The 12,573-nt window shown below is 57.9% G+C and carries 8 protein-coding genes; 4 read left to right on the top strand and 4 right to left on the bottom strand.

All coding sequences use genetic code 11. The features are described from left to right. Positions 1–6 precede the first annotated feature (6 nt). From CFY91_RS13755 to CFY91_RS13770, 4 genes are read left to right on the top strand one after another with little or no spacing between them, the layout of a single operon-like run. Positions 7–2,904, top strand: coding sequence for a DUF1156 domain-containing protein (locus CFY91_RS13755; RefSeq protein ID WP_093986950.1), 2,898 nt, complete (start codon positions 7–9; stop codon positions 2,902–2,904). Positions 2,905–2,945: 41 nt separating this feature from the next. After that, the gene (locus CFY91_RS13760; RefSeq protein ID WP_093986951.1) at positions 2,946–5,042 is read left to right on the top strand and encodes a RecQ family ATP-dependent DNA helicase; all 2,097 of its coding nucleotides are present in this window, start codon (positions 2,946–2,948) and stop codon (positions 5,040–5,042) included. Continuing rightward, a complete protein-coding gene (locus tag CFY91_RS13765; RefSeq protein ID WP_093986952.1) occupies positions 5,039–6,397 on the top strand; it encodes a DNA-processing protein DprA in 1,359 nt (452 codons plus the stop codon). The genes CFY91_RS13760 and CFY91_RS13765 overlap by 4 nt, the downstream gene beginning before the upstream one ends. A gap of 19 nt (positions 6,398–6,416) precedes the next feature. Beyond that, the gene (locus tag CFY91_RS13770; protein WP_093986953.1) at positions 6,417–9,248 is read left to right on the top strand and encodes an ATP-binding protein; all 2,832 of its coding nucleotides are present in this window, start codon (positions 6,417–6,419) and stop codon (positions 9,246–9,248) included. Positions 9,249–9,285: 37 nt separating this feature from the next. Here the strand turns inward: CFY91_RS13770 and CFY91_RS13775 are convergent, their stop codons facing one another. The 4 genes from CFY91_RS13775 to CFY91_RS13790 form a co-directional block, all read right to left on the bottom strand. Continuing rightward, positions 9,286–9,588: a hypothetical protein gene (locus tag CFY91_RS13775; protein ID WP_033983048.1), complete on the bottom strand. Its 303-nt coding sequence runs from the start codon at positions 9,586–9,588 to the stop codon at positions 9,286–9,288. 295 nt (positions 9,589–9,883) lie between these two features. Then, complete coding sequence (radC, locus tag CFY91_RS13780; protein WP_093986954.1) at positions 9,884–10,381, bottom strand: RadC family protein; 498 nt, start codon at positions 10,379–10,381, stop codon at positions 9,884–9,886. 10 nt (positions 10,382–10,391) lie between these two features. Continuing rightward, entirely contained in the window at positions 10,392–11,297 is a 906-nt protein-coding gene (locus CFY91_RS13785; protein WP_093986955.1) for a recombination directionality factor, read from the bottom strand. Positions 11,298–11,385: 88 nt separating this feature from the next. Continuing rightward, on the bottom strand, positions 11,386–12,390 hold the full coding sequence (locus CFY91_RS13790) for a YqaJ viral recombinase family nuclease (RefSeq protein ID WP_093986956.1): 1,005 nt from the start codon (positions 12,388–12,390) through the stop codon (positions 11,386–11,388). Positions 12,391–12,573: the final 183 nt, after the last annotated feature.

Here is a 12,573-nt window from a genome sequence, read left to right on the forward strand (position 1 = left end):
ATTGCAATGTACCCAATCAAAACCCCAAAGAAACTCATCGAAGTCGCCCTACCGCTGGACAAGATCAACATCGCGGCCGCGCGGGAGAAGTCCATCCGCCACGGCCACCCCAGCACGCTGCATCTGTGGTGGGCGCGGCGGCCATTGGCGGCGGCGCGCGCAGTGATTTTTGCCCAGATGGTCAATGACCCTGGTTATGAGCGCCATCTGGGACGTGGGGTGAACAAGGAGAAGGCGACTGCCGAACGTGAGCGGCTGTTCAGGATCATCGAAGACCTGGTGCAGTGGGAAAACACCAATAACGAGGATGTGCTGGAGCGTGCCCGAGCGGAGATCTGGAAGAGCTGGCGGGAAACCTGCGAGCTGAACAAGAACCACCCTCAGGCTGCCGAGCTGTTCAACCCGGAAAAGCTGCCGGGTTTCCATGATCCTTTCGCGGGTGGTGGAGCGCTGCCGCTGGAGGCCCAGCGCCTCGGGCTGGAAAGCTACGCCTCCGACCTTAATCCGGTGGCGGTGACCATCAATAAGGCGATGATTGAGATTCCGCCCAAGTTTGCTGGTCGTGCGCCGGTTGGGCCTGAAATCGATGCTGACAAGAGCAGTAAAAAGCGCGCAACCCGCGATGCCTTTGAGGACTGGTCGGGCGCTAAGGGGCTGGCCGAGGATGTACGTCGCTATGGCGCTTGGATGCGTGAAGAAGCTCAGAAGCGAATCGGGCATCTGTACCCGCAGATTGAAGTAACCCCTGAAATGGTCGCCGAACGTCCCGATCTGGCGCAGTACCAGGGCGAAAAGCTCACCGTGATCGCTTGGCTGTGGGCGCGAACGGTAAAAAGCCCCAACCCGGCGTTCAGCCATGCCGAGGTGCCGCTGGCTTCGACCTTTATCCTGTCGAGCAAGGCAGGCAAGGAAAGCTATGTCGAGCCGGTGATCGAGGGCGACAGCTATCGCTTTACCGTCAAGGTGGGAGAGCCGCCGGCTGCGGCTAAGGATGGCACCAAGCTGTCACGCGGGGCGAATTTCCAGTGTCTTTTGTCCGATACGCCTATTGAACCGAAGTACATCTACAGCGAAGCGAAAGCTGGGCGTATGGGCGAACGATTGATGGCAGTTGTTGCAGAAGGTACGCGCGGTCGGGTCTATCTGGCCCCAACTGCCGAGCAGTTAGCGATTGCAAGACAAGCGCAGCCTGAGTGGAAGCCGGAAGTGGAAATGCCGGCTAATCCGCGCTGGTTCTCGCCACCAGCCTATGGGCTGAAAACTTACGGTGATCTGTTCACCTCTCGCCAGTTGGTTGCGCTGAGTACCTTCTCCGACCTGGTATTGGAAGCCATCGCCCGTGTGCACGAGGATGCGCTGGAAGCCGGTATGGCCGATAACGGGCTGGGGCTGGATCAGGGCGGTACGGGAGCCACAGCTTATGCGCAGGCGGTGGGGGTATATCTGGCGTTTGCGATTAGCAAGGTCAGCAATATCGGCTCAACCGTCGCCTCTTGGATGAATGATCGTGGTGCGTTCCGTGAAACTTTTGCCCGCCAAGCTATCCCAATGGTTTGGGATTTTGCTGAAGCAAACCCGTTTGCCGACGCTGGTGGGAGTTTTGCCACTGCAATTGATAAAGGGGCTATGGCAGTCCGTGACTTGCCTGACGATGGCAAGGGGCATGTCTATCAGCAGGATGCTCAGACGCAACAGATCAGCGAGGGGAAGCTGATTTCCACCGATCCGCCGTACTACGACAATATCGGCTATGCAGACCTGTCGGATTTCTTCTATGTCTGGCTGCGCCGTATGCTACGACCAGTCTTTCCTAGCTTGTATGCCACCCTAGCGGTGCCGAAGGCCGAGGAACTGGTGGCTACACCGTACCGACATGGTGGCAAAAAGGAGGCCGAAAATTTCTTCCTCGACGGCATGACCGCTGCCATGCACAACCTTGCCGATCTGGCCCATCCGGCTTTTCCGGTAACTATTTACTACGCCTTCAAGCAGGCGGAAACCAAGGGGGATGCCGGTACCTCCAGCACCGGCTGGGAAACCTTCCTAGCCGCCGTACTCAAGGCTGGCTTTACTCTGACTGGTACCTGGCCGATGCGTACTGAAGGCGCAGGGCGCTTAATCGGTAAAGGTACCAACGCCCTGGCCTCCAGTATCGTGCTGGTCTGCCGCTCGCGTGCTGCCGATGCACCGACCGTCTCTCGCCGCGACTTTATCCGCGAACTCAACGCCACCCTGCCGGATGCACTGTTGGACATGACCCGTGGCGGCATTAATTCGCCGGTAGCCCCGGTGGATTTGTCTCAGGCGATTATTGGCCCCGGAATGGAGGTGTTCAGTAAGTACAGCGCTGTGCTGGAGGCTGACGGCTCGTCTATGAGCGTGCGTAGCGCGCTTCAACTGATCAATCGTTTTGTCGGCGAAGACGACTTTGACCACGACACCCAGTTCTGCCTCGCCTGGTTTGAGCAGCACGGCTGGGCCGAAGGCAAGTATGGTGACGCAGATGTGCTAGCCCGCGCCAAGGGCACCAGCGTTAATGGACTAATGGACGCCGGTGTCGTGAATAGCGCTAGCGGCAATCTGCGCCTACTCAAATGGGCGGAAATGCCGGGTGACTGGTCGCCGGAAAGCGACAACCGTGTGCCTGTGTGGGAAGCCCTGCACCAGCTGATTCGTGCACTGAATCAGGACGGTGAAACCGCCGCCGGTCAACTGCTTGCACGCATGCCTGACAAAACTGCCGGCATTACTGCGCTGACTTATCGCCTTTACACCCTTTGCGAACGCCAGGGCTGGGCTGAGGAAGCGCGTGCCTACAACGAACTGCAAGGTGCTTGGCTCGGTATCGAACAGGCCAGCCAAGAAGCGGGCCATATTGGTAGCCAAAGCGCACTGGATATCTGACGAAGCATCTTTGGGATGAATTGACGTAAAGGAATTTAGGGATGCAACGGGATGATGCTGAGAGGCTGCTGAAGGTCGCGATTGGCAATGCGGCAGCCGTTTTCAGGGATGGACAGTGGGAGGCTATTGATGCCCTGGTCAACCAGCGCAAGAAGATGCTGGTTGTCCAGCGCACAGGCTGGGGCAAGAGCTCGGTGTACTTTATCAGTACGCGGATTCTGCGAGACCGAGGGCTGGGGCCAACCATTATCATCTCGCCTTTGCTGGCGCTGATGCGTAATCAGATCGAGGCTGCCGGCCGCTTGGGCATTCGCGCTGTTACCATCAACTCAACCAACACCCATGAATGGGAGCAGGCACGGCAGGCGGTGCTTGCCGATCAGGTGGATTGCTTGTTGATTTCTCCGGAACGGCTGTCGAACGAAGGGTTTATGGAAACCATTCTGCAGCCAATTGCGGACCGTATCGGCCTGATGGTGATTGATGAGGCGCACTGTATTTCCGACTGGGGGCATGATTTCCGGCCGGACTACCGGCGCATCGTCAACATCCTGCGTTTCCTCCCAGCCAATACCCCTGTTCTGGGGACGACCGCTACAGCCAATGACCGAGTGGTTCGGGATATCCAGGCGCAGTTCGGCGATATCCAGATTGTGCGTGGCACGCTGACCCGAGAGAGCCTTGCGTTGGAGAATTTGCGCATGCCGGATCAAGCGAGTCGATTGGCATGGCTGGCTCAAACCATCCCGACCCTGCCGGGTACTGGCATTCTGTATACGCTCACCCAGCGCGATAGCGAGCAGGTCGCTCGCTGGCTTCGCGCCAATGGGATTAATGCTGCGTCGTATCACAGTGACGTAGTCCATCCAGGATTCGATAGCAGTGACCAATACCGTCAGCACCTGGAAGATGAGTTACTGGCGAATAACATCAAGGTCTTGGTGGCGACCACTGCGCTGGGTATGGGCTATGACAAGCCGGATCTTGGCTTTGTCATTCACTACCAGGCGCCTGGCTCTATCGTTGCGTACTACCAGCAGGTCGGCCGAGCAGGGCGAGCCATCGATTATTCACTTGGTCTGCTGGTCTCTGGTGAGGAAGACGAGAAGATTCATGCTTTCTTCAGGCGCTCGGCTTTCCCGCCTGCAGGCCAGGTGCGGCACTTGCTGGGTGTGCTAGCGAGTCATGATGGTCTGACGCTGCGTGATTTGGAGGAGCACAGCAATCTCGCCCATGGGCAGATTGAGAAAATCTTAAAGCTGCTCAGCGTTGAAAACCCTGCACCGCTGATCAAGATCGGCAGCAAGTGGTACCGCACGCCCGTTCCTTACGAGCTTGATGAAGAGCGAATTGCTCAGCTCACTCTGTTGCGTGAGCAGGAGTGGCAGCAAGTGCAGGCTTATTTGAATGAGCCTGGTTGTCTGATGGCATTTTTACGCTCTGCGCTTGATGACCCCGAGCATGAGCCGTGCGGTAAGTGCGCAAACTGCCTGGGTAAGGCGCTGGTGTCCGGTGCTGTGGACAGCAAGCTGGTGCATGAGGCCGCGACCTTTATTCGGCATGCAGAGTTTCCTATCAAACCCAAGAAGCAGGTCGCCAAGGGGGGCTTTAAATACTACGGCTTCCCAACGAATCTACCCCCTCAGCTTCAGGCGGAAGAGGGGCGTGTTCTGTCGCAATGGCGTGATGGTGGTTGGGGAGAGTTAGCGGCTGACGGCAAAGATCAAGGCCATTTTGACGACGCACTGGTTGCTGCTATGGCAGAGATGATCCAAGCGCGATGGCAGCCTGTGCCCAAGCCCACCTGGCTGTGCTGTGTACCTTCTCTGGGGCATCCAGAGTTGGTTCCTGATTTCGCTCAGCGGCTGGCGGCAGCTCTAGGGATTCCTTTTGTCGAGTGCGTAAGCAAGGTCAGGCAGAATGAGCCACAGAAGTGGCAATACAATCGTTTCCACCAGTGCCGGAATTTAGATGGCGTGTTCGCTGTAGGCGAAGGCATCCCATCGGGACCGGTACTGCTGGTTGATGACATGATCGATTCAGGCTGGACGATGACCGTTATTGCTGCACTGCTTAGGCGTGCTGGTAGCGGGCCTGTCTATCCGCTGGCAATTTCATCTACGGCAAGCAAGGCATGATAAATACCAATACACAGTCGATCCTGCTGCTGACTTCTTATTTCTCGAAGTCAGCTGGCGACGCCAAACCGCTCTCTCCGACGGAGTGGGGGCGTTTCGCACTGTGGCTCAACGAGCAAGGCAAGACGCCTGCAGACCTGGTGACGGCTGAGCCGCGTGCAGTATTGCAGGGCTGGCAAGACGACAAGATCTCGTTTGATCGCATCGAGCAACTGCTTGGGCGAGGGCATGCGCTGGCATTGGCCCTGGAGAAATGGAGTCGCGCTGGGATATGGGTGTTGACTCGCTCGGATGCAGACTACCCCAAGCTGCTCAAGCAGCGACTGCGAAACAGCGCTCCTCCCGTTCTGTTCGGTTGTGGCAATGCGCGCCTGTTGAATCAGCGTGGTGTCTGTGTGGTTGGTGCACGCAAGGCGGATGAGGTGGATCTTGGCTTCGCCACGGCCTTGGGTGAGCGTATTGCGGTGGCAGGTTTGTCGGTGGTCTCAGGTGGTGCGCGTGGCGTCGATGAGGCTGCAATGTTGGGTGGTTTGAAACAGGATGGAACCGTCATCGGCATCATGGCTGATAGCCTGCTGTCGGCAGCGATGGCCAGCAAGTGGCGCAAGGGTTTGATGGACAACAATCTCGTACTGGTTTCGCCGTTTTATCCTGAAGCAGGTTTCAACGCCGGAAACGCAATGGCGCGTAACAAGTACATCTACTGCCTGAGCCAAGCAGCGGTGGTTGTTCGCTCTGATACAAAAGGCGGGACCTGGAGCGGAGCGATTGAAAACCTGAAAAAGGCTTGGGTACCCCTGTGGGTCAAGCGAGTTCAGGATGTTCAGTCCGGGAACCAGGCACTGATATCTGAAGGTGGGTACTGGCTGGAGGGGGCTGTCGAGCATCTGGATATACAGAGCTTGTGTGCGCCAGCCACTTCCAATCTGGCTACAGCCGATCTGCTTTCTACTGAAAACGGAGTTGCTGTTACCGATACGGAGCAATCAGGTCCGGATGTCGCTGAAGCAGCGCTGTCACAAGCATCGCCCCCAGTCAGTTGCCTGGTTGAGCAGGCGGCTCAAACGAGTCCCGAGCCAAATGCTGTCCCAATAGAAATGAGTTTTTATCAGTTCTTTCTCCGCAAAATGGCGTGCCTCAAGGCAGCCGTCACCGCTGACGAATTGGCTGAGCAGTGGGATGTGCCAAAGAAGCAGATCAACGATTGGCTCAAGCAGTCGGTCGATGAAGGGCGTGTGCGCAAGCTTTCAAAACCTGTGCGCTATGAACTCATAAAAGACTCTGGGCTTGGAAACGTAGCTGCTGAACAAACAGCCGGTGAATCTGTCGGGCAGCTGGGGCTTGGCCTCGATTAATTTTTGAAGGGATTATCTAATGTCGTTGAAACCCTGGCGCCTTATCGCCGAGCCCCATGAAGACGTGCGTAGCGGCACTTTTGTTCAGGCGGAATTCGCTGCCGATATCACTCGTGTCCACACCGGTACGGCTGCAGCGGAGTACCAAGATCCGAAGCTGTTTTTCCAGCGCACCTTTATTACCGAGGGTATGCGCCTGTTGCTGGATTCGGTGGTTAAGCGCTTGTCTGGTAAAGGCGGCGACCCTGTCATTCAGTTGCAGACGGCCTTCGGTGGCGGTAAGACCCACACCATGCTGGCGGTCTATCACCTTGCTCAGGGCAAGGTGCCGGCGAGTGAGATGCCTGGCGTCGGCGCGATTCTAAACAAAGCAGGTGTTAACGAGCTGGCACCTGCGCGTGTAGCGGTGCTGGATGGCATCAAGTCGTCACCCAACCAGCCGGTGCAGCATGGCGCTTGTTCAGTGCGCACACTGTGGGGGGAGTTGGCCTGGCAACTGGGCGGTGATGAGGGCTATGCGCTGGTGGCTGATGCTGACCTTTCGGGCACCTCGCCGGGTAAAGACGTGCTGGTCACGCTGCTAAGCAGTTATGCACCTTGCGTCATCCTGGTCGACGAACTGGTGGCCTATATCCGCCAGTTCGAGGAGGGTGTTTCGCTGGCCGGCGGAACCTTCGACTCCAACCTGACCTTTGTCCAGGCGCTGACCGAGGCGCTCAAGGCTGTGCCTACGGCGGTCATGTTGGCCTCGCTGCCTGAGTCCGAAAAAGAAGCTGGAAGTCAGCGTGGCGTGCGCGCCTTGGAGGCGCTGTCGCACTACTTCGGTCGTGTGCAGGCGCTGTGGAAACCGGTGGCGACGGAGGAGGCGTTCGAAATCGTTCGTCGTCGCTTGTTCAGCCGAATCAATGACCAATTGGCTGCCGAACAGGTGTGCCGTCAGTTCGCGGATTTCTATATTGCCCATAGCGGCAAGTTCCCGTCTGAAACCCAGGAAAGCCATTACTACGAGCGTCTGAAGCAGGCTTATCCCATTCATCCTGAGGTGTTTGACCGGCTCTATGACGACTGGTCGAGCCTGGATAACTTCCAGCGCACCCGTGGTGTGCTGAAGATGATGGCCAAGATCATCTACAGCCTGTGGAAAGACGGAAACAACGATCCATTGATCATGGCCGGCAGCCTGCCGTTTGCGGATACTGACACCCGCAACGAGTTCACCTATTACCTGCCGGCAGGCTGGGATCCAGTCGTGGATCGGGATATCGACGGGCCGCGCGCCGAAACCGTCGCCATCGAGAACCATGATGCACGCCTTGGGGCTGTGCATGCCTGCCGTCGAACTGCACGTACGATCTTCCTTGGCAGTGCGCCGACCACCTCCAGCCAGTTGGTTCGCGGTATCGAGCTGGAGCGCGTGCTCCTGGGCAGCGCGCAACCAGAGCAGCAACTGGGCTTGTACGAGGATGCATTGCGCCGCTTGGGTGACAAGCTGCATTACCTGAATAGTGCCAACAGTCGTTACTGGTTCGACACGCGTCCGAACCTGCGTCGCGAGATGGAGGAACGCAAGAAGCGCTTCAAGGATCGTGAGGATGTGTTCCCCACCTTGCGTCAGCGCCTCAACAACCTGGGCGGCTGTTTTGGTGGCGTGCACGTTTTCACTGGCAGTGCCGATGTACCGGATGACTGGACGCTGCGCCTGGTAGTGCTGGCGCCTGATTCGCCTTACAGCAAAACAGGGCCGAATGCGGCGATGAACAAGGCGCTGGAGATCCTTAAAAGTCGAGGCGAGCAGCCGCGTCAAAAGCAGAACCGCCTGATTTTCCTGGCCGCGGATGCCGACAACGTCAGCCGCTTGAAGGATCACGCACGTTCGGTGCTGGCCTGGGAGTCCATCGTCAGCGACTACAAGGACAACCGCCTTACCCTCGACAACCTGATGGCGAAAAATGCTTCTGCCAGCCTTGAACAGGCGCGCGAGACGCTGAACCGCACCCTGCGCGAAACCTGGAAATGGTTGCTTGCTCCCGTGCAGCATGCGGGCAATTTGACGGAGATTGTCTGGGAGCCCTATGCCGTAAATCCTGGTGCTGCCAATCTGTCGCAGGAGATTGAAAAAGTCCTGCGGGAAAACGAGTTGTTGATCACCGAGTGGGCACCGATCCATCTGTCCAACATGCTCAAGCGCTGGTTCTGGAAGGACGGCGTGGCTGAAGCTGGCGCGTTGGATGTCTGGCAGAAGACCTGCTGCTATTTGTACCTGCCGCGCCTGCGCGACGATCAGGTGTTCGCTCGCACTCTGAATCAAGGGGTACAGAGCAAGGACTTTTTCGCAGTGGCGCAGGGCAAGGAAGGCGACCGCTATCCGGGATTTGTTTATGGCAAATCGACTTCGGTCATTCTCGATGGTTCTTGCCTACTCATCGAACCTAGCGCGGCCTCAGACTATGAAGAGGTGCTCCGAGCCAAGGATGCAGCAGCCAATGCGGCGTCCACAGTGCAGATACCTGCCGGCGAGCTGATCCATGATATTCCTGTGGGAGGTTCTACTGGATCAGTTGGCGGTGCTGGGGCTGTGGATGGTTCGGTTGGATCGGTTGATGTTCCGGTGGTGAAGGCTCTGCCGACGCAGTTCTATGCCAGCGCGGAGCTAGATCCAGTGAAAGCCAAGATGCAGTTTGCAACGCTGGTCGACGAGGTCATTCAGCAGTTCACGGCCAAGCACGGCGTGAACGTGACTATTTCCATCGACATCCAGGCCAGCAGCTCAGGTGGTTTCGATGACTCGCTTCAGCGCTCGGTTAAAGAGAACTGCAACGTGCTCAAGGTGAATACCTACGAGTTTGAATAGTTGCATTCGTGGCGGGCGGACTGGTTGACGCCCGCTGCTATGCCCAGTGAGCCGGGATTTCGATGCTGTAGTTCTTCGCGACCGTTTTCAGTGTGGCGAGGATCTCAGCGTGACGCGCCTGATCGGCCGGCTGCCAGCCATCACGGCGGTCCAGCAGGCTTTTCAGCTCGCCCAGGTTGTACATGCCTAGGCGATGAAAATTACCCCAGCTGGGAATACCAAATAGGTTGTAGATGACTACGGTGGCGTCGCGTTCGCTTGCCAGACGTTTTTCTCCGGTCAGCTTATCCGCTGCAGCTTCGGCCTCGTCGCGGTCGTCGTAAGTGTTGAGTAGTTTCATCGTTGCTTGGCTGACTTTCGAATGGGCGGTGGATTCTGCCTGACTGACAAAAAAAGAACAGCGAAGGATCTGTCCAGGGAGCACCGCATGCATGCGGCCTCCCTGGGCATCAGCTATCAATTTAAGTCCGCTTGAGCCGATTGAAGATCCAGCATGCCAGTATCACGGCCACGAGCAGTGGCGGAAAGCGCACCATCAGAATCACCAGTAGTAATATCGCCAGGCAGCCAGCCAGGATCCCGGAAAATATGAACGCGGCTGCGAACGTGCGTAGCAGTAGCTTCATATCGCCTCCTTACAGGTAGCCCAGTTCTGCCAGTGACACGCAGCCTTCGTTCCCCACCACGATGTGATCGAGCGTGCGCACACTGACGAGATTCAGCGCGTCTTGCAGTTTCGTGGTGAGGTTGCGATCCGCCATGCTGGGCTCAGGGTCACCCGAAGGGTGGTTGTGCACCAGGATCAGGGCGGCGGCGTTGTGCTCCAGGGCGAGCTTCACGACCTCCCGTGGGTAGACGCTGGCGCTATCCAGCGTGCCGCGAAACACTTCCTCAAATGCGATCACTCGGTGCCGGCTGTCGAGCATGAGCAGGGCAAATACTTCATGCTCATATTCGGCCAGCAACGCCTGCAGGTGGCTGAACACTTCCTTCGGTGAAGTCAGTGCTCGCCCCCGACGCAGACGTAGATTCGCTAACTGCCGGGCCATCAGTAGAATGTCGTTTTCCGTGACCGGCGAATCGACCAAGTAGGTGCCGGTCGTGTCACTGGCTTTCAGCTTGTGCAGGCGCATGGCGTCCTCCTTAGTCTGAGGGTGTGTTTTGTCGAGCGGCCTGTGCATCGAGCTTTTCAGCCAGGCTGGGTTTGGTTGGGTGGAGTGAAACGGTGGGCGCTGATGCAGGTGCCTCACCCTCGGGGTAGAACTCTTCCACGATGGCACTGACATCCTCTTCGCTGTCCTCGAAGGCACCATTGCCGAAGCCACGTCGTGCAGCTTCATCTAGCGCGGCCTGATTGAAGCCGGCAGCCTGGCGCCTCGAATCGAGTTCGCTGGCCGTCACCAGTGCTTCAGCCATGTCCATGCTGCCGCGTACTGTCAGGTCGGCGTAGAAGATCGGCGTGCCATGGCTCTGGCGCGTCGACTTGCCACGTAGACGTAGTTCCAGTGGCAGGCAGGCCAGGCGGTTGCCCGAGATGGCCTGGAAGTAATGCAGGCGAGCGGCGAGGGTGCGGATGCTGTTGAAGCCGGTGGTGCGGAACACGAAGCTGCCCAGCGGATCCTCATCGCCAATGACCACGTTCAGTCGGCCGTAGGGCTTGCAGGCACCGCCTTTGGCCAGCGGACAGGCATCCGGCGAAGGGCAGGGCAACGACTGCATGCCGTCCTGAGTGACCCGCTTGCAGGTCTCGCCATTGCCGACGCAAACCGGTCGACCCGATTGCCGGTCGAACAGCGTGTAGTCAGCCCGGAAATTCAGCTCCGGTTCGTTGAACAGCAGGCGTACCGGAATGCTGCGCAGCTTGTCGTCCTTGCCCTGACGCAGCTCGTCATTGAGCGGGTGCAGCAGCCAGCCGTCCTTACCCTGCACCTGGGATGTGATGGTGAATTGGTCATCCTTCTCCGGCAGCCGTTTGCCGTTCTTCTCGATGACTTTACCGATGGAAATCCGTCCGAGTACGGGCGGGGTGATTGCCAGACCTTTGAGCATGATGGTTCTCCTGCAAACGAAAAAAGGCCAGCCACGCAGCGCGAACTGCATAGACTGGCCAAGGGGAGGGAATGGTTGAGCGGGGGGATTAACCGACCAGGAAGCGCCGCGCACCCGTTTTCAGCAGTGGGTACTTGGCCTGCAGGTGCGGCTTGTCTTTGAGCAGTTGCGCGACATCGAAGCCGACACTGTCTTTGGCCTTGCGCCAGGTGATGTAACCGTTGGAGAACTCCGCCCGGCTAGCATCGCCCATGGCCTGCTGCAGCATTTGCTTTAGCTCAGCCTCGCGCTTTTCCTTGTCAGCAATCGACTGTCGAACGGCCTTCAGCTCGATGTAAGCCGCTGAAAGACCAGCATGCTGGCTGAAGTCGACGACTTGGCCGTTGTCCTCCGGATAGAGGCAACGCAGGGCAGCATCAGCGGATGCTGTGCCATCGGCCGGCGGTGGCGTATCGGTTTCCACGTACTGCCAGAACTTGCGCTCCAGCTCGATCAGGCGAGCAATCATCTGCTCATCCCGCTCTATGCGGTGGATCTCCAGTGTTTGACCACCCAGCAGTACCGCCACATCCGCCGCCTGCTTGCCGGTGACGGCGAGCTGGTGCATCACCTGCAGCTGCACATACTCAGGCACGCCCTCTTTCCAGAGTCGTGCCCCATTTATGCCTGCTGTCTTGCATTCCAGAATCTGCACATCGTCCGCCCCGATCACCTCGCGGTCGATGTTGGCCAGCATCCAGGGCAGCTCTGGATCCGGGTGCTGCAGCACGGCGTTGATGCGCCGCACCTTGTTCTTCGTACGCTTGCTGTAGTGCCAGGCCACGATAGGCTCCAGCACGTTGCCCCAGTACATTGGGCTTTCCTCATCCTGAGGATCAGCCTTGGGCATGCCAGCATCACGACCGGTTTTCTCCATCCAGAGTTCCAGCTGCGATTTGTAGGGGTTAAGGCCGACCGCTGCAGCTGCATCGGAACTACCGATGCCTTGCTTGCGGATCTGCAGCCAGTCTTCGCGCGGCAGCTCCTTGGTGCTGACCAGGCGCAGAGCCGGACGGGTTTTGCTGGGGCTGCGATTCAATGAAGTAGCTTTCATCATATTTCTCCTGCAGGCATAAAAACGCCCAGCCAGCACAAGGCTGACCGGGCGTTTATGGTGGTAGGTGGATGGCTAGTTAGGGATATGTCGTTGACATATCCCGTTTGATTGGCACAATGGGCTATACGCAAGGCATATCCCCGGGAGGTTTCCATGGAGCAAGGTGCAGTTTTTCAGAGC

The organism is Pseudomonas fluvialis (assembly GCF_002234375.1).
In the GTDB taxonomy this organism is placed as follows: domain Bacteria; phylum Pseudomonadota; class Gammaproteobacteria; order Pseudomonadales; family Pseudomonadaceae; genus Aquipseudomonas; species Aquipseudomonas fluvialis.

Coding starts and splice junctions, on each gene's coding strand:
- CFY91_RS13755 (WP_093986950.1), top strand. CDS start 7: ATGTACCCAATCAAAACCCCAAAGAAACTCATCGAAGTCGCCCTACCG.
- CFY91_RS13760 (WP_093986951.1), top strand. CDS start 2,946: ATGCAACGGGATGATGCTGAGAGGCTGCTGAAGGTCGCGATTGGCAAT.
- CFY91_RS13765 (WP_093986952.1), top strand. CDS start 5,039: ATGATAAATACCAATACACAGTCGATCCTGCTGCTGACTTCTTATTTC.
- CFY91_RS13770 (WP_093986953.1), top strand. CDS start 6,417: ATGTCGTTGAAACCCTGGCGCCTTATCGCCGAGCCCCATGAAGACGTG.
- CFY91_RS13775 (WP_033983048.1), bottom strand. CDS start 9,588: ATGAAACTACTCAACACTTACGACGACCGCGACGAGGCCGAAGCTGCA.
- radC (WP_093986954.1), bottom strand. CDS start 10,381: ATGCGCCTGCACAAGCTGAAAGCCAGTGACACGACCGGCACCTACTTG.
- CFY91_RS13785 (WP_093986955.1), bottom strand. CDS start 11,297: ATGCTCAAAGGTCTGGCAATCACCCCGCCCGTACTCGGACGGATTTCC.
- CFY91_RS13790 (WP_093986956.1), bottom strand. CDS start 12,390: ATGAAAGCTACTTCATTGAATCGCAGCCCCAGCAAAACCCGTCCGGCT.